The organism is Micromonospora sp. NPDC002296 (assembly GCF_040296145.1).
In the GTDB taxonomy this organism is placed as follows: Bacteria; Actinomycetota; Actinomycetes; order Mycobacteriales; family Micromonosporaceae; genus Micromonospora.
Genome location: NZ_JBEOWQ010000017.1, coordinates 44,724 through 62,532 on the forward strand (window position 1 = coordinate 44,724; position 17,809 = coordinate 62,532).

General features: G+C 71.5%; 11 protein-coding genes. 2 read left to right on the forward strand and 9 right to left on the reverse strand.

What is annotated here, in order from left to right; genetic code table 11:
• Positions 1-153 precede the first annotated feature (153 nt).
• The 8 genes from ABT023_RS15735 to ABT023_RS15770 form a co-directional block, all read right to left on the reverse strand.
• Complete coding sequence (locus ABT023_RS15735; protein WP_350885872.1) at positions 154-2,277, reverse strand: DEAD/DEAH box helicase; 2,124 nt, start codon at positions 2,275-2,277, stop codon at positions 154-156.
• Positions 2,274-3,575, reverse strand: a complete 1,302-nt coding sequence (gene brxD / locus ABT023_RS15740; RefSeq protein ID WP_350885873.1) for a BREX system ATP-binding protein BrxD — start codon at positions 3,573-3,575, stop codon at positions 2,274-2,276. Before brxD ends, ABT023_RS15735 begins: the two co-directional genes overlap by 4 nt.
• Entirely contained in the window at positions 3,566-6,304 is a 2,739-nt protein-coding gene (gene pglZ / locus ABT023_RS15745; protein WP_350885875.1) for a BREX-2 system phosphatase PglZ, read from the reverse strand. The genes brxD and pglZ overlap by 10 nt, the downstream gene beginning before the upstream one ends.
• On the reverse strand, positions 6,301-10,110 hold the full coding sequence (locus ABT023_RS15750) for a DUF6079 family protein (RefSeq protein WP_350885877.1): 3,810 nt from the start codon (positions 10,108-10,110) through the stop codon (positions 6,301-6,303). Before ABT023_RS15750 ends, pglZ begins: the two co-directional genes overlap by 4 nt.
• A 148-nt stretch (positions 10,111-10,258) precedes the next feature.
• Entirely contained in the window at positions 10,259-11,572 is a 1,314-nt protein-coding gene (locus ABT023_RS15755; protein WP_350885879.1) for a hypothetical protein, read from the reverse strand.
• A gap of 232 nt (positions 11,573-11,804) precedes the next feature.
• Positions 11,805-13,778, reverse strand: coding sequence for a hypothetical protein (locus ABT023_RS15760; RefSeq protein ID WP_350885881.1), 1,974 nt, complete (start codon positions 13,776-13,778; stop codon positions 11,805-11,807).
• Positions 13,754-14,005: a hypothetical protein gene (locus ABT023_RS15765; protein WP_350885883.1), complete on the reverse strand. Its 252-nt coding sequence runs from the start codon at positions 14,003-14,005 to the stop codon at positions 13,754-13,756. The genes ABT023_RS15760 and ABT023_RS15765 overlap by 25 nt, the downstream gene beginning before the upstream one ends.
• Positions 14,002-14,298 (reverse strand): DivIVA domain-containing protein, encoded by a 297-nt coding sequence (locus ABT023_RS15770; protein WP_350885885.1) that lies wholly within the window; start codon positions 14,296-14,298, stop codon positions 14,002-14,004. The genes ABT023_RS15765 and ABT023_RS15770 overlap by 4 nt, the downstream gene beginning before the upstream one ends.
• A gap of 206 nt (positions 14,299-14,504) precedes the next feature.
• Here ABT023_RS15770 and ABT023_RS15775 point away from each other — a divergent pair, with 206 nt between their 5' ends.
• Together ABT023_RS15775 and ABT023_RS15780 are read left to right on the forward strand one after the other, a co-directional pair.
• Positions 14,505-15,389: a helix-turn-helix domain-containing protein gene (locus ABT023_RS15775; RefSeq protein WP_350885887.1), complete on the forward strand. Its 885-nt coding sequence runs from the start codon at positions 14,505-14,507 to the stop codon at positions 15,387-15,389.
• Positions 15,382-15,570, forward strand: a complete 189-nt coding sequence (locus ABT023_RS15780) for a DUF397 domain-containing protein (protein WP_350885889.1) — start codon at positions 15,382-15,384, stop codon at positions 15,568-15,570. The genes ABT023_RS15775 and ABT023_RS15780 overlap by 8 nt, the downstream gene beginning before the upstream one ends.
• 68 nt (positions 15,571-15,638) lie before the next feature.
• Here the strand turns inward: ABT023_RS15780 and ABT023_RS15785 are convergent, their stop codons facing one another.
• Entirely contained in the window at positions 15,639-17,726 is a 2,088-nt protein-coding gene (locus ABT023_RS15785) for an ATP-binding protein (protein ID WP_350885891.1), read from the reverse strand.
• Between the last annotated feature and the right edge of the window lie 83 nt (positions 17,727-17,809).

The following is a 17,809-nucleotide window of genomic DNA, read 5'->3' on the forward strand; positions in this document are numbered from 1 at the left end:
TGTGCGGCGCCTTCCGCAGACCGGTCTCCCGGCACGACGGCCCGCCTGATCTTGGTAGATCCTTGCCGACGATCGGGGGCGGGCGGGCCTCGGGGTGCCGGACACGAACTGCTCAGGGCGCATCAGCCGACGTCCGGCAGTTGCGGGAAGCGATCAACTTGTCAGGGCGACGAACCGGACCGGTTCCTCCAGGACGCCCACCGCTGCGGACACGTCCGTGAGGCGTGCCGCGAGGGTCGCGCGGGCGAGCCGCTCCGGGAGCGCGACGCTGAACTTCAGCCCGGCCAGGGCGCGGGCACTGACCTCGGGCAGGCAGATCCGCTGTGCCGCGTCGGCGACCAGGGATCGCCACTCCGCCCGGGTCAGGTCCGCGCGGAGCCGGATCGTGTGGTCGTCGAACCGGTGCATCGGATCGACGACCTCGCTCAGGGTCGCCGTCAGGGTCGCGTTCGCCCGCAGGCCCGCCCAGGTCCACCAGGTCAGGTCGCCGTTCGGTGCCCGGACGACGAGGCTCCCCCCAGGGTGGACCACGGCGGCCCGGTCGGCGCGTTCGGCCGCCAACCGGTCCGTCGCCCTGCTGGTCAGCCGGACCGGCGGGTCCGCCCCGAGGAGGACGTCCCGCATCGCGCGGGTGAGCGAGTGGCTCGATCCGAGCCAGCCCGCCGAGGTCCACCTGGCCCGGCCACCGCCATCGGCCGGTTCCACGAAACAGCGCCGTCTACGCCAGTCGACATACGTGACCTGCCAGCTCCGCCCGCCGAGCAGCAGACGACGCTCTCCCCGCGCCTCCTCGGTGAGGAGGCTGGGGTCGATCCGGCCCAGTTCCTGGCGGCCGTGCAGGACGGTGAACTCGGGCGGTCCGGTGAAGACCGCCGTCATGTCCATGAAGTGCCGCCGGCCGAATCGTCGCTCCGCCTCCGGCCCGATGAACAGCATCCCCCCGTCGCTGTCGAGGTAGCCGTGGTTGAGAAGGTGACGGACGATCGGCTCGGCACCAGGGCCGAAGGGTGGGAGGGCGTTCCAAGCCTGCGGCCAGAGGCGGTCACCGACCCGGTGCTCCTGCAGGCAGAGCGCGAGCATCTGCTGGGCGACGATGTGCCGGGGCTCGGGCGGTGGGACGACCGGTTCCACCCAGCCACGCCCCCAGAGCGACAGAAGGGCCGCTGCCCGGGTCAGTTCCTGCCCGGTACGGCACAGGAACAGACAGTTCCGGGTGCTGCCCGAGCGGCGGCCGGTGCGGCCGAGTCGCTGCAGGAACGACGCCACGGTGGTGGGCGCGTCGATCTGGATGACCCGGTCCAGGTCGCCGACGTCGATGCCGAGCTCAAGTGTGCTGGTGGAGACGATGACGCAGTCCCTCGCCTCCGCGAACGCCTGCTCGGAGCGGCGTCGCTCGTCGGCGGAGAGCGAGGCGTGTGACAGGAAGGTGGTCACTCCGCGTTCCCGCAGCAACTGGCCGAGTTCCTCGACGGTCTGCCGAGATTCGCAGAAGACCAGGCGTTTCTCGCCGGAGTGCAGGGCGGCGATCACCTTCGCCGCGTTGAACAGCGACCCGACGTAGTCGAGTTCGACCTCGCCGGGCAACGGGCCGGCAGTCTTTGCGGAAGCGGAAGCGGGCACGTCGGGAGCGATCACCCGCCCCGGCCGGCTGCCCGCCGCCGAGCCCTGCAGCCAGGTCAGTAGTTCCGCCGGGTTCCCGACGGTCGCGGAGAGCCCCACCCGTTGCAGGGTCCGGCCGGCGACCCGGGTCAGCCTCTCCAGCACCGCGAGCAGGTGCCAGCCGCGGTCGTCCCCGGCGAAGGCGTGGACCTCGTCGACCACCACCGCCCGCAGCCCGGCGAAAAAGTCCCGGTGGTCGACGTTGACGCTCACCAGCATGGCTTCCAGGGACTCGGGCGTGGTGAGCAGGATGTCGGGACGCTGCCAGAGCACCGCGCGTCGGGCTGCGGTGTGGACGTCGCCGTGCCAGAGCGCGACGGTGCGGCCCAGCCAGCCGGCATACCGCTCGAGTCGGGGGTGCAGGTTGTTGAGCAGCGCCTTGAGCGGGCACAGGTAGAGCACAGAGGTGCCGGTCCAGCCATCCCGCGCCATCCGCGACAGCAGGGGAAACGTGGCCGCCTCGGTCTTCCCGCCCGCCGTGGGGGCAAGCAACAGCGCGTCGTTCCCGTCGAGCAGCGGCCCGATCGCGGCCCGCTGCAGCGGGCGCAGTTCCGGCCAGCCGAGGCTGTTGACGACGTGGTGCAGCACCACCGGGTCGAGCAGGCCCTCTTCGTTCACAGGGTCAGGTCGACGTCGTCGGCTGAGGCGGCGTTCCGCTCGACCTCCGTCAGTTCGTCGGAGCGCAGCGTCAGCGCGTAGTGCTCCCGGGGACTCCAGTCGGCGAACTGGTCCACCCGGTCGAAGACATCGGCGACGAGCTTCTTGAGATAGACGCGCGGAGCAACCCCGACCTGACCACCCAGCCGGCCGGCGACGGCCCGGGCGAGTTCAGCGAGATAGTCGTCGCCGACCACCCCGGTGACCCGGTCGCTGCCGTATATCTCGCGTACCCGTATCCCGAGTTGGACCAGGGCGGCCTCGGTGAACCCGGGGAGGCGGAGCTGGGTGGCGCGGGGGTTGTCCCAACGCGGTTCCGGGCCGAAGTCGGTGGCGAGTCGCTGGGCCAGCGGCGCGAGCCGCTGCACGCCCTGCTGGCCGTCGAAGAACGCCGGGGTGCCGGTGATCAGCAGGAACAGGCCCGGGAAGCGCCCGGCGTAGATGTCGTCGACCAGTTGCCGCAGCGCGTTGAGCGCCTTGTCGCGGGCGTCCGACCGCACCCGCTGCAGGGTCTCGACCTCGTCGAGGACCAGGAGCAGGCCGGGATGCCCGCTGTCGCGGAGCACCGTCAGCAGGCCCTGCAGGAAGCTGAGCGCCCCGAAGTGGTCGAGATCCCCCTTGACCCCGGCAGCCCGTCGCACCGAGGCTGCGACGTGGGGCTGACCGCCCAGCCAGGCGGCCAGCCCTCCGGCGGTCACCTGGTCGCCGGAGGCGATGGCCGCCCGGTAGCCGCGCAGCGCGGCGGCGAAGCCGGGTGTGCTCCGGGAGATGTCCGCCAGCCGGCGCTCGAGCAACTCGCCGACTGCCCGGTCGAGCCCGTCCGCGTCGGCTTCGGCGGCCGTGCCGGCGGCCAGCACGTCCTCCTCAAGAGCGAAGATCCACCCGTCGAGGACCGGACGCAGCGCGCTCGGGGCGAACTGCTCGGTCGTCAACTGTTCGACGAGCCGGCGGTAGACGGTCTCCATCCGGTGCAGCGGCGTCTCCAGCTCCGAGACCTGCACCTCGGCCACCGCGAATCCCCGGCGCTTCGCCCGCTCCCCCAGCCACCGGGTGAGGAAGGTCTTCCCGGCACCGTACTCGCCCCGCACGGCCTTGAACACGCTGCCGCCACCGGCGACCCGGTCCAGTTCCTCGTCGAGGGTGGAGGTGAAGCGGTCCAGTCCGACGGCGAGGGCGTCCAGACCGTTGCCGGGCACCGCGCCCCGGCGGAGGGCGTCGACGATGTCCCTGCGCCGCCGGGCGCTGACCTCTACCGCCACGGGGTCTCCAGCCCGAACTGCTCGATCATCAGGGCGATGTCGAGCTTGGCGGTCTGCCCGTCCGGGTCAAGGCTGAGCACGGGGTACCCCTCGACCTGCAGCAGGCGGCGCAGCACGGTGAACGTGCCGGTGACCCGGTGCACGGGTATGCCGGCCCTGGTTGCCAGCGTCTCCAGGGTCGCCCGCCCGTTGCCGGCGATGAGGGTGACGACCATGGCGGCCACCCGCTCGTCGGGCAGGGGTGCCCGGGTGCCCCGGCGGTCGGCGTACATCGGGCTGGCCAGCAGGGCATCGACGAGGACCGTCGCGGGGTCGGCTGCGGCCGGCGGTTCGGGCGGGGCCGGCGCGGCAGTCGGGGCGGGCAGGTCGAACAGGCCCTCGTCCTGGACGGCGGGCCGGGCGGGGCGGCGAATGGAACGCCTGCTTTCCGGTTGGGCGGCCTCGCTGGTGGTTGCCTCTCCCGCCGCCGGCCGCAGCGGCTCGCGCCACCACTCGGGGCTGGACACCGGCGCTCCCGCCCACCCTGGGACGGCGTTCTCGTCGTGCACCGCGAAGAGCAGCAGTGGGATCACGGCCTCGGCTGGAGCGGCACCCCCGTGGTAGCCGGCCTTGCGCGGGCCGTACCGAAGCTCTTCCCGCCAGGGCAGGATCGCCTTCCCACCGGCGAGCGCCACCCGGCTGCCCCGGAAGAGCAGCTCGCCGTCACCGGGGTCGCCCGTCGCCGGGCGCCACCGGTTCTCGCTGGAGTCGGAGGGCAGGAGGACCGCTTCGGTGCCCCGGTCGACGACGTGGCCGTGGTCGGAGACCAGCACCACGACCCGGTCCTGCGCGACCGCGAGCAGGTCCCGCAGCCCGTTGACGGTGTCCGTGCTCCACTCCGTGGTTCCGGGGTCACTGCGGTCCAGGGCGTCGTCGATGGTGTTGATGACGGCGGCGACCAGCGGGACGGCGGGGTCAGCGATGGCGGCGGCCACCTCGGGGTCGACGGCCTGCCCGGCCGGGGTGCGCAGGTCGGACTTGTGCAGCAGCACGCTGCCCGGGAACTGCTCGCGGAAGACACGCAACTCGGCGCTACGGTCGCCGACGGCGATCCGCCCGCTGAACAGGCTGCACCGGTTGACCTGCGTGACCGTCGGCAGCGCGGCGAGGACCCCGGTCCGAGGACCACCGCCGGGGGTCAGTTCGGTCCAGACGCCGCTGCGGCCGAGTGAGTCGGCGATCTCGATGCCCGCCGCGGTACCCATGCCGTCGAGGACGAGCATCAGGACCCGGCGCCCGCCGTCCAGGACGGGACGGACGACGCGGTCCAGCACATCCTCCACCCGCAACAGGGCACCGGGTTCCCGCTCTGCACCGGTCATGTCCTGCAGAAGCTCGGCGAACTGGCGGTCGTGTCGGGCGCGACGGGCATCGACGGCCGCATGCAGCAGCCGGTACGCCTGCGCGACCTGCTGGTCGACGTCGCCGGCGAAGACGTCCAGCCGGGCGCGGTCGACCCACCCGTCGTCGCGGACCTGGCGGTGCACGGCGTCGAGGATGGTGGCGGGGGCGGCTCCCTCGGGCACGGCCAGCCACCGCAGCAGCCGGACGCCCATCCTGGCGGTCTCCACCCGGGACCGGTCGGCCGACCGGTGTGCCTCGACCTCGGCGAGCCGGTCCTGCACCCGCTCGATCAGCTCAGCGGCTGGCCCCGGCCCGGCCATCGGGACGGCGAGCCGCACCGCGGCCCCGAACGCGCGCATCCGCTGGGTGAAGCCGGCCGGCAGCAGGGCCGACGCGGCGAGCCGCCCGGCGACGTCGATCTCGGCCGCGATCCCCTCCGCCCGGCGCAGCATCCGATGCGCGTCGTGGCGTACGGCGTCGTCGCCGTCAAGGGCCCGGTAGATCCATGCCTCCGTGGCCTCCCCGAACGCGGTCGCCTGCGCCTCCGTCAGCCGGGCACCGCCGAAGCGCGGTTCGAGCCGGGTCCGGGCGACCACCAGCTCCACGTCGGGCCGCTGCTCGGCACCCCGGGGCCGGAGCACCCCGGCGAGCAGGCCGAGCGGGATGGCGTCGATGCCGTGCCCGGCCCGGACGGCGGCGAGGACCGGCACGGCGACCGGGCCGGCCACCTCGGCGAGGAACGCGGCGATCCCGTCGGTCCACTCGGTGGGCAGGTCGACGAAGCGCAGTTGGGTGCGTGCGTCGGTGCTCCACTGGAGGAGGCCGGCTCCGTCCAGCTCGTCAGGGTCGAGGCCGAGCACCGCCCCGGCGAGGTGCCGCAGGGCGTGATCCCTGGTGAGGATGAGGCCTGCGGGTGGGGCCCAGCCCGCGACCGGGGCGAGATCGGTGAGGGCGTCGGCGACCCAGCGGCCGGTGCGCACCAGGGTCGAGTCGAGCCGCACCTGGCCGCCGAACACCTGGGTGACCACGTCCCACGGGTCGACGCTGCGCCCCTTCTGCATGCTGACGTGGGTCAGCAGGCCGTCGCCCAGTTCCATGTCGGTCAGGTCGGTCAGCAGGACGAGCTTCTCGTTCGCGGCCCGGTCGGCGAGCGCGGCCCGCGCGGCGATCGGTGTCGGGCAGGGCACGATCCGCACCGGGGTGTCCCCCACGGTGAGCACCGGCTCGTCGGTCCACTCGGGGCGGGCGTGCAGCACGATGGCGTCGCTGTCGTCCCGCTCGGCGAGCCACGCCTCGACCTTGCGCCGTACGGCCGCCGGGCGGACGGCGGCCCGGGTGAGGCTCACGGTTGCCGCTCCGACTCCTCGACCTGCCAGGTGACGGTGACCCGCCTGCCGGCGTCGACCTCGACCCGCAGCGCGCCGACGAGCCGGTCCAGTTCCTCGGTGCCGGTCACGATCGCCTGGCGGGCGGCGGGCGGCGGAGGAACCGGATCCCTGGGATCGCGCGGCTTCGGGATGTCGACCGGCGGGTTCGAGATGACGGGCGGCGGGTCGACGACCGGCGGGTTCGAGATGACCGGCGGCGGATCGACGACCGGCAGCCTCGGGGGTACGACCGGCTGGTTGTTCTCGGCCAGCAGGGCGGCTGCGGCGTCGACAGCCTCCTGCAACGTCCTGGCCAGGTCGGAGCCGTGCTGCTCGTCCTGGGCTGCGGCCCGAAGTCGGTCGAGGATGGACTGGGCACGCGAGTCGGACGTGGCCCGCTGCTCCACGGCCCTGATCAGCGGCCACTGCGTGGCGGCCAGCGCCGTGCCGAGCTTCCCGGCCTGCTTGTAGACGCTGCTCGCGGCCAGGCCGTCCAGGCCGCCGAGGCGCTTCTCCCCTTCGGCGACCACGCCGACGAGCACCACGTCGTCCTGTTCGTCCTTGACCTGGGCGAGCAGTTCGGCGACCCGCCGGGCGGTGGCGAGCCGGCCGGCCTGCGCGTCCGGCTTGAGGCCGAGCAGCGCGGCGTGCTCCTTCAGACTGGCCACGAGTTTCCCGGAGGTCTCGGCGTACGTGGTGGCGACGTTCCGCATCTTCCCGGCCAGGTCCACGAGGTTGGCCGGGTTGCGGAACCGGGGCAGCACCTCGCCGAAGAAGGGCTGCCCGAACTGGACGGCCGCCTTCCACGCCTCCTCCGTCGGCATCGGCGGGTGCCGCAGCTCGAAGCGGTCCTCCACGCCGTTCACCACGCCGACGTTGACCTTCCGAACGCCGTCGTACCAGCTCAACTGCTGTTCGAGTGCGAAGACGGCGATGATCAGGTTCTGCAGGTCGCGGTCGAAGCCGCGCCGCTTCGGCACGTCCAGCCAGCCCCGGAGCCGGTGCACGGGGAAGTGGTCCCGGTAGTCCTCCTTGGCCGCCTCCTGCAGCAGGTGCCGGCTCCAGTAGCAGGTGCCCATGGTGAGCACGTAACGGTTGTCGATCAGCTCGCCGAGCTGCAGCGGATTGCAGATCCGGCGGAGCACCCGCTGGTCGGCGGGGGTTGCGACGGAGACGCCACCGGTGGGGTCGGCGGCGGCCAGCTTCGCGTACTCGAAGACCTTGGCCAGGTCGCCGCGGGTGAGCGGCTTCTCCTCCACCGGCAGGGCCGGCGTGCCCGGGTACGACCACTCCAGCAGCTCGGCGGTGAGGTTCTTGAACGCGTCGGCGAGGGTCCCGCCCCGGGGGTCGCCGATGCGCAGTCCTTCGGCCAGGGTGTGCAGCACCCCGACGGTGTCGTCGTGCACGTCGGAGGGCAGCGCGTTGGCCGCGCCGTACGCCTGCTTGAGCGCGGTGATCAGGCCCTCGCGGAGCTGGGTCTGCCGCTGCAGCAGGTAGACCCGGCCCTGCTGCCGGTCGGCCTTGGGCCAATCTGCGGCGAGGGTGTTGATCCGCTCCCCCGCACCGCCGAGGCCGAGCAGGTAGTTGATCTTTGCGAGTTGGGCGACCCGGCCCATCAGGTCGTCGGTGAGGTAGAGCGGCAGCCAGAACACCGTGTTGGAGCCCCGAGGCAGCTCCTCGATCCGGGCCCGGTCGGCGCTGCGCGGGTAGTCCTGCGGGTCGAACGGGTAGTCGACGACGATCCGCCAGGACTCGTCGGGGGCGAGCAGCGCGGCGATCGGCATCGTGTCGGGGTCCCGGACGTTGCCGAACTTGACCTGGACGACGTGCCGCCGACCCCGCCAGTCGCGCGGCTGCTGCAGCTCGCCGTGGCTGCCCTCGCTGCCGGCGAGACCCATCTCGGCGCTGATCAGCTCCCGGAGCAACTGCTGCCGCACGCCGGCCGAGGTCTCGTTGTGCGGCACCAGGTCGAGCAACTTGTCGAAGTCGACGGTGTGCAGCTTGAGGGACACGACCTTGTCGTGGTCGTCGGTCAGGTGCAGCTCGCCGGCGTCCTGCTGGATCTTCGTCAGCCGGTTGAGCACCATCGTGTTCTCGTAGCCGGGGATCGGCGCGGCGATGGAGCCGAAGTTCAGCGCGTGCAGCTTGGCGGCGGTCAGGTTGTGCAGGGCCGGCACCTCGGGCACCAGCGCGCCGAGCAGGATGGTCTTGACCAGCTTGTCGTCGAGCTGGAACTGGGTGTGCGAGGCGGTCTTCTCCTCGTCGATGCCGCTGAGGGCGAGCAGGATCGGGCGCAGCTTGCGCAGGTAGAGTGTGCGGGCGGCCTCGAACTTCTGGCGCAGCTCCGGGCGGTCGGGCAGCTCGCCGTGCAGCACCAGCGGGTCGAACAGGGCCGCGACCCCGATCAGGTCGTTGACCCGCAGGGTGTCCCGCCGCTCGACCAGCAGCTCCGTCATCACCTTCAGCGCCGTCCGCTCCCGCTGCAACGCCTGGGAGAGTGCGACGAGGGTGGCCACGAGGGCCGGCGAGAAGGGGTAGAGCTGCCGGAAGGCGGTGGCGTCGGAGCCGATGCCGGCGTCGCCGTACTGCGCGCCGAGCAGCAGGGTGTCCCACACCTCGCGGTTGTGCCGGACCGCGGCGAAGGCGTTGTCGATGACCGCGCGGGCCGTCTCGTCGTTCGGCTTGAGCAGCCGCCCCTCGGTGATCTCGGGCAGGTTGGTGTCGGCGAGGACGATCTCCCCGAACCGCCCCTGGACGCTGCGCATCACCTGCGCCAGCGCCTCCCGCTCGGTGCCGCCGACCTGCGGGCCGAGGAACTCCTCCAGGTTGCGCTGGCGGGCCACGAAGGAGACCAGGGGCAGCGGGCGGGTGGCGTCGGCGGACTCGACCAGCTTGTTGAGCTTGGCGCCCTCGGTGTTGACGAAGGTGTGGTCGGCGATCCGGCCGGAGAGCCAGAGGATCAGCTCGTCGAGGAAGAGCACGATCGCGTCGTACCCGAGGGACTTGGCGTGCCGGGTGATGACGGCGAGGCCGGTGTCGAGGTCGAGGTATTCGGCGCTGTGCACCGCGCCGCTGAAGAACGCCTGGGTGAGGGCGCTGACCAGCGCATCGCGCTCCTTGGTGCCGGGCGGCTGCGCGGCGGCCTCGGCGTACCGCTGCGGGGTCCAGCCCTCGGCCTGGGCCCGCATCGCCGCCAGGCCGCCGCCCGTGACGGTGCCGCCGCCCAGGGCCTCGAAAAACTTGTCGTCACCGAGCGTCCGGCGCAGGCCGGCGGCGTTCTCCAGCAGCGCGTCCGACCGGTGTACGGCGGGAAGCGGCGCGTCCGGGTGGGCGACGGTGACGTGACGCAGGTATCCCTCAAGGATCGCCTGCTCCACGGAGCGCGCGTCGAGCATGTGCAGGGTGAGGGTGAGGAACTTCCGGTCCGGCAGCCAGTCGCCGGCGGCGACGACCGCACCGTCCAGCCCGGGGATCTTCCGGGCCCCGGGGTTGTGCGCGAGGATCTCCCGCAGCACCGACATGAAGTGCGACTTGCCGGAGCCGAACGAGCCGTGCAGGAACAGCGCCTGGGAGCGGCCGGTGGTGACGGCGTGGCCGATCCGCCCCAGCGCCTTGGCGAAGCTCTCCCGAAGCTGGTCGGTGACGACGTACCGGCTCAGGTCGGCACCCTCGGCCGCCTTCACCACGAAGTCGCCCTCGCCCACGGACGTCGGGATGTCGATCAGGTCGCGCAGCAGCGTCGCCAATGTTCCTCCAGCTCCCCAGGTGCCCGACACGCTACCCATCGACCCGATTGCTCGGGTACCGCACTGGTTGGCCATTTTGCGGTCCGGCCGACGGGACCATAGTGGACCAACGGCGGGCGTTTCCTCCGTTCGTCGGAGGAGCCCCAGCTCAGCCGCGTGACGGGCGCTGGACGCGCGCGGGGTCCGGTCAGGCAGCGACTGCAGGGAAAACTACGAGCGATCCGTCGCTGCCTCGTTCGATCTCAATCGCAACGTCACCCTGGTGGATTCCCACGTTCAGGCCGTCACCCAAGGCGCGAAGGCGATATGCGGCTTTGAGTAGATCGTCGACCTCGCCCTGCGTGAACATAATGCTCCGGAAACCGCCGTAACGCCTCAACTCAAGAGTCGACAGTCGAAGTAGGACTGAGTTGAGGCCTGACTCCAACTCGTCGACGCGACGCTCATCGTCGCGCAACGCACCGATAAATCTCTTGAACGGATTGCTCGCCTCCACCAGTTGAGCGTGTTCAACTGCTTGAAGCACGAGCACTCGGCGCTTGAGAGCAATGGCGAGTCGCGCAAGCTCCAAGTGCGCGCGGAATTCGCCGCCTTCCTCGTTGATGCCGGGGAATGATTTCGTCAGTGCACCGACCTCAACCGGGCCGTCGGGCAGCGCCGCTAGCGCGCCTTGCCATTTTGCGAGCCGGCGCTTGGTTCGTTCGATCGCCGTACTGATCGCGTACGACGAGGAGTCCAGTCCTAACGACAGGCCAATTCGGCCCTGGTCGAGGAGAATCGACGTGGCCTTATCGATCGCGTCACGGCAACCGTCCAGCTCGCCGCGTTCGCTCTCGAGGCTGTTTTCGTGTAACTGCTCCAGGAGATCGGTGATTCGCTCGATTGCTTTCTGGCGTTGGTGATCGGCGTAGGCGCTGACGCCGACCGCGACGGCCATCAGCACAAGTGGCGCGGCCACTGTCAACGCTCCGGCGCTGGCCACGGCCACACCAGCTGTGGCGGCCGAGCCGGTTGCGGCACCTGCGACAGCGGTCTTGCCAGCAACGGGCACGAACGTGGCATGGGCTGCGATGCCGGTGGAGCTGACCAGCGCGCTGTGAATACCTCCTGCAGATGCCCTCGCGACCATGGGCCGTACAAGCCCTTTACCGAACTCTGCGGCAACCTTTGCCGGCACCACCATTCGGTAGAGCACGTCACCCGTAGCGGCGATGTTCAGCGTCGGAGTCGCTGATTTCGCTGTCTGAGCCACGAGCTGCGACAACTGCTGGGCGAGCGGACTGGCTGCGTGAAGCGGAATCCCGCCGTTCCGATCGCGCCTGGTGGACACCGGATGGGCTTCCAGCGTGGCGATGGGGGAATCCGCAAGCGTTGCCAGGACTGTTCTCAGCTCTGCGAGTCGGGCCGGTGTCATGCCCTCATCGCCTAGCACGTCCGGCACGCTGACGGCCTCCGTAGCGAGTGTCCATACCGGCACGGGTGCCTTGTTATCAGTGGTCACGCCTTGTCCCTCCCCAAACTGACGTTCACCATAGGCGGTGGTAGCGACACCTACAACAACCTCGGGGCGCAGACCGTAGTCCTTGCCCAGATAGTCACCGCTATTCGTTATCGGGGCTCTTCGGACATTTGGTGGGGGGTGAGGCAGGGCCCCGGCAGATCGGGCAGGTCCATGGCTCGGCGGCCGGCGGGTTGAGCAGGGAGTGTTGCCCGGTCCATCTGTTCCCCGTAACTCACGTCAACCGGAGATCGCGCAGGTCGCCGCCCTCGGCCAGCAACAAAGGGCCGTCGTCGTCGTGGCGGTAGACGGCGCAGCCGGACCGGTTGAATCGGACGCTGAGTGGGCTGCCTGCGTGCCACCCCGCCAGCCGCCGCAGCCCTGGAACCGGGTCGGGCGGCAGCGGGCGGGGAGCCGACCGGGGCACCGGCACCGCCACCCCGGGGTCCTCCGGCACGGTCTCAGGGAGGGCCACGTCGAGGCCGTCGAGGCAGTACGCCACGGCCGCCTCCAGGCTGGGCCGGCACGGCAGGTCGTCAGGGTGCACCGGGGCGGCCGGCGGGCGCAGCTCGACCGACCAGAGCACGCCGTGTGCCCGCATCGGCGCCGCCGGATGCCGGCGCAGGTCGAGCACGTTCACCACCAGGGCCAGGTCCAGGCCGAGGGCGAGCCGGAGCAGCACGGCCAGCGGCGGCGGCTCGGGGCGTACCGCGGTCACCAGCAGGCGCGCGGCGGGCAGCGCGGGGCCGACGGCGCGCACCTGCTCCCCCACCGGGTCCGCGCCCACCCAGGGCAGGGCGACGTAGCCCTCGCGTACGTCCGGTGGGATGTCGTGGCCGCCGTCGGCCTCGGCGAGGTCCTCCGGGCGTACGCCGAACACGGCCGCCCAGGCACCCAGCCGGTAGCGCTCGGGGAGCCGGACGACGGCCCGGCCGCCCGGACGGACGCTGACCGCCGGCACCGCCTCCGGCGTGCCGGCCCGCCAGGTCAGGTGCACCACCCGGTGCCGCAGGTCGGTCAGGGTGACCAGGGCCGCCTGGTGCAATCGGCGGGTGCCGCCGCAGGTGGCGCAGGTCAGCGCCGACGGCCGCGCCGGGCGGCAGTCCGGGCAGGGCCGCCAGGGCGCCGGCTCGCCGAGCCACGGCGGGTCCGGCGGCTCGGCCGCCCGGCGCAGCGGCACCCGGGCCCGGCGCACCACCTGCCCCGTGGGCTGCTCGACCAGCGTCTCCACCGGCTCGCCGGCACGCAGGGCGGTGTGCCACCAGCGGCCGTCCCGCCAGACGGCCTGCGCCCCGACGGCGGTGCAGTCGGCGCGCACCCGGCGGGCGACCTCCGCAACGTCCGTCGTCGGCGGGATGAGCGGCCGGAGTGGGTCGGGGCTGTGCATCCGGGCGGGGGCGTCCCGGCCGCGCTCGCCGAGCCCGGCGAGCGCGTCGACCACGTCCGTGCCGGTCAGCGCGGCGGTCAGGTCGGCGAAGCGCGACTCCGGCGGCCCGTCCGGCACCGGGGAGCCGGGCACCTCGTACCGGACGGACCAGCGCAGCCCGCCGCCGTGCCGGCGGGCCTCCACGACCAGGTCGAGCAGGAGCAGGTCGGCCACCGCGCACAGCCGGGCCAGCCGCCGCGCCGGGTCGACCGGGGACGGGGCGGCCGATCGGCCCACCAGCACCCGCCACGCCGGCCGGGCGGCCTCCGCGACGGCCCGCGCCGCCAGCTCGTGCCGTTCGGCCGCCGGCAGGTCGGGCCGCCAGGCCGCCGGCAGCCGTACGGTCAGCGGGTCCACGCCTGCGGCGACGCCCGCCTCGGCGGCCAGTTGGCGCACCCGGGGCGTCAGCTCGACCGCCCAGCCACCCTCCGGGGACGGGTGGGGGTCAAGGTCGTCGGGCAGGATCTCGTGGGAGGCGACCGCGCCGGTGTCCAGGTTGGCCACGGTCAGCACGAGCTGAGCGCGCCGCCGGCCCCGCCGCCCGCAGCGCTGGCAGGCGACGGCGACCGTGCCAGCACCCCGGCAGAGGGAGCACGCGCGGTACGGCTCCCGGTGCCCGCCCGCGCCACCGGCCGGGCCGTCGTTGTTGCCGCCGTCCTCGTCGGCCAGGAGCCGGTTGCCGTAGCGGGTGCAGCGGCAGGGGTCGAGCCGGAAGGCGACGCCGTCGCAGTCCGGGCAGGCGACGGTGGTCGCGCCGGTCATCGGGGCGGCCGGGCGGAGCACGGCCCGTCGTGGTCGGTGCGGCGCACGCAGCGCCGGCCGCCGGGCAGCGGCAGATCGCAGAAGACCCGCTGGCGTACGCCCTGCTCGTTCTCGGCCGACACGGTGGTCTCGCCGGCGTCCACCTCGGGTAGGAACGTCACCGAGCGGGCCAGCGCCGCCGCGAACCGGCGGGCGGTGGGCAGGTCGGAGGCGGTGAAGGGCAGATGTACCACCCAGCGCGGGCTCACCACCGGGCCGTCCGGTCCGCGCGGGCGCGCTGCAACTGCCAGGCCCGCAGGACTTCCCTGATCCGCTCGATCTCCCGGCGGCTGCTGTCGAGGGCCGCGTACGCCTCGGCCAGTTCGTCGGCGACCCGGGCGAGGAATGCGGCGACCTCGACGGCGTCCACCCCACGCCGGCCGCGCCGGGTGAACCGGTGCTCGCGCACCTGCCAGGGCTTCAGCGGTACGTGGTCGGCAACCCGGTACGCCGACGACCTCGTCGACCCGACCGGACGCGGATGACGGGAGAACGCGCGCACGCCAGCACCTCCTCGATGACCAATAGGGAGCGGCATTCAATAGACGGTGGGAATTCCACGGTCGTCGCCTTTGTCAGGGCCATCTTGTAAGGTCAGGGGCACTATCACAACCAATGTCAGCCCATACTGTTCCGCTATTCGTGCGCAACATTTCCGTACCTCCAGTGGGCGTCGGGACGTTGCAAAATTCAACGGAGGGAGGCCGGATGGCCGAGGACATGGGATCGACAGTGCCCCGACGCCGGCTCGGCAAGGCGCTGCGTGACCTGCGCACCGAGGCGGGGATAACCCTGGACGCCGCCGCCGAGGCGCTGGAGTGCAGCCGGCAGAAGGTGTGGCGGATCGAGAGCGGGCTCGGCTCGGTGCGCGGCCTCGACGTCCGCGCCATGTGCGAGCTGTACGAGGCGGCGACCCCGCTGACCCAGGCGCTCGCCGCGCTGGCCGGCGAGACCAAGGCGAAGGGCTGGTGGCACGCCTACGGCGACGCCATCCCCGACTGGTTCGAGCTGTACGTGGGCCTCGAATCCGCCGCCTCCCGGCTGCGCTTCTACAAGAACAGCCTCGTGCCGGGCATCCTCCAGAGCCGGGACTACGCGCTCGGCATCTACGGGATCGACCAGCCCGACATGAGCGAGGATGACCGCGAGCGAGCCGTCGAGCTTCGCCTGCAACGACAGGCGCTACTGACCCGACGTCTGCCGAAGGCACCGCAGGTGCAGGTCGTGCTCTGCGAGTCCGTGCTACTTCGGCCGGTCGGCGACGCGGCCACCATGGCTGGTCAGCTTCAGCAACTCCTCAGGCTCAGCGAGCAGCCCAACGTCTCCGTGCGCGTCATGCCGCTGACCGCCGGTCCGCACCACGGCACCGTCGCTGGCGAGTTCGTCATGCTCGATTTCCCGCTCGGAAATCGAAGCACCCCAGAGCCGTCGGTGGTCTACAGCGAGGCGATTACCGGCGCTCTCTACCTCGATCGGCCCAGCGAGTTCGCAGCCTACGAGAAGGTCTGGTCGAGCTTGCTCACTCTTACCCTCGATGAGGAACAATCGAGGCAACTGATCAACAAGATCATCGGGGAGGTCCACCATGGCTGATCTGAGCAACGCCCGCTGGCGCAAGAGCACCCGCAGCGCCGGTAACGGCGGCGAGTGCGTCGAGGTCGCCGACAACCTGCCCGGCATCGTCGCCGTACGCGACAGCAAGGACCCGGACGGCCAGGCCCTCGCCTTCACCCCCACCGCCTGGACCGCCTTTATCCGGTCCGCTCGCCGCTGACGTACGCCGACATCGCACAGCGCTCCCGACGAACCCGGCGGGGGCGCTGTGGCAGCCGGCCGACCAGCTCATTCGCTCCGCGTCGGAGGAACCACCTCTACGAGCCGGCGGACGGCGTCGGCGTGGGGGTCTCCGAGTGGATCGAGGATCTGAAGTGCCTCCTGCCAGCAGCGCTGCGCGTCGTCGTGTCGGTCGGTGGCGTGAAAGGTATCGCCGAGCGCGGCGAGGGTGAGTCCTTCGCAGCGTCGGTCGTCGAATCTGCGGAAGAGTTCCAGAGCCCGCTGATGCTGTTCGAGGGCCTCGTCCAGTCGGCCGCTCTGCTGGTAGGCCAGGCCCAGGGGGTAAGAGGCCCAGGCGACGCTCCACTGGTCGTTGATGCCGTCGAGGATGGCGACCGCTTCCTGGTAATGGGCGACGGCGGTGTCGAAGTGTCCGCGTGCGCGATGGCAGTTGCCGAGGCTGAGCATCGACATGCCCTCGCCTCGGGTGATGCCGTGGTGACGGAAGACCTCCCGCGCCTGGCCGTACAGGTTGAGGGCCTCGTCTATCTGGCCGAGTTCCTCGTGGATGAGGCCCAGGCCCCGCAGGCAGAAACCTTCTACCCAGTGGTCCTCGACGTCACGGCTTGCGTCGGCACCTTGGCGGTAGCAGTCGAGGGCGGTCTCGCGCTGCTCCATCCGCCAGTAGGCGTCGCCGAGGCAACGCAGGTTGGCGGCCTCGCCGAGGCGTGACCCAGCGGACCGGGCGGCACGAAGGCCGGTGAGGTGGACGTCGCGCCAGTCGGCCCAGTACGACTTGAGTTCGAAGAATCCGTCGCTGACCACGGGCAGTTGCCAGGCGATGTCGTGGTCACCCAGCTCGTCTGCTTGCCGAATGGCGTCAAGGATGTTCAGCCGCTCCCGCTCAAACCACGCCATCGCCTCGGCCACAGTCCTGACGGGAGTGATCGGCACGTCGGGTTCGGCTGGGACGAGAGCGATGGCATGGGAGTAGGGAAGAATGACCTTGCGGCCTTCCTCCGCCATCCACAGATACCAGGTGTGGACGCGGCGTCGCGCTCGGCGTTGCTGCTCGGGCCTCTCCTCGGCCTGCGCACGTTCAAGGGCGTAGGCGCGCAGAAGGTCGTGGAACAGGTACCGGTCGCGGGCAGGGCTCTGCACAAGATGCGCTGCGGTGAGCTGGTCGAGGAGACTGCGGGCTCGGGGGAGACTCACGCCGGCGATGGCTGCCGCTGCGGAGACGGAGATGTCGGAGCCGGCGTGCAACCCGAGGAGCCGGAAGAACCCTGCCGCATCCTCGGGTAACGCCTGATAAGACCAGGAAAACACGGCCCGTACGTCGGACAGCTCGTCATCGTCGACCGTCAGGGCATCAAGCTGATGGTCGACGAGCGCAAGATCAGCCACGAACTCCGCGAGTGTGACGTAGGGAGTGTTGGCGATGCGTTCCCCAATGATCCGCAGGGCGAGCGGAAGGTAGGCGCAGCGGCGGGCGAGTTCGGCGGCGGCCTGCGGTTCGGCGCTGACGCGGTCTCCGCCGATGCTGTCATGCAGCAGTGCAATCGCTTCGTCTGGGGACAGGACGTCCAGGGTCATCCGTGACGCTCCTTCCCGCGCCACAAGGCCGGAGAGCCGGCTGCGGCTGGTGATGATCGCCATGCAGGTCGGTGTGGCTGGCAGCAGTGGCCGCACCTGGCCGACCGTGGAGACATTGTCCACCACGACCAGTATCCGCTTGCCGGTCAGTGCTGACCGGTAGAGGGCTGCGCGTCCCTCGGTGTCTGTCGGGATCTGTTCGGCCGGCACGTGAAGGGCGCGAAGGAAGGTGTCCAGTGCCTGTCCGACGTCCAGGGCGGGTCCTGGCCCGTAGCCTCGCATGTCGACGTAGAGATCGCCGTCGGAGAACCACTGCCTGACCCGGTGAGCCCAGTGCACGGCCAGCGCTGTCTTGCCCACACCGGGGGCGCCCGCGATGGCCGCGACAGTCATCGACGGGCCGCCCGCAGCCGTGGCGTCGTTGCCGGCAGGTAGTGCCGCGTCGAGTCGGGTGAGGGTCTGCTTGCGGTTGACGAAGCGGGTCGCGTCGAGGGGCAGTTGGCGGGGCGGCGGTAAAGGAGGAGGCCCAGCGTGCCCGAACAGGTTGACCCCGCCGTACACCGTCCCAGCCTGGACGACAGCCTCAGCATCGCCTGACGACTCATTATGCGCCGGGCGCACGCTGCCTCCTCCCCGACGGCGAG

Excerpts from the sequence above, each read along its gene's own strand:
- ABT023_RS15750 (WP_350885877.1), bottom strand. The coding sequence starts at position 10,110 with ATGGGTAGCGTGTCGGGCACCTGGGGAGCTGGAGGAACATTGGCGACG.
- ABT023_RS15775 (WP_350885887.1), top strand. The coding sequence starts at position 14,505 with ATGGCCGAGGACATGGGATCGACAGTGCCCCGACGCCGGCTCGGCAAG.
- ABT023_RS15780 (WP_350885889.1), top strand. The coding sequence starts at position 15,382 with ATGGCTGATCTGAGCAACGCCCGCTGGCGCAAGAGCACCCGCAGCGCC.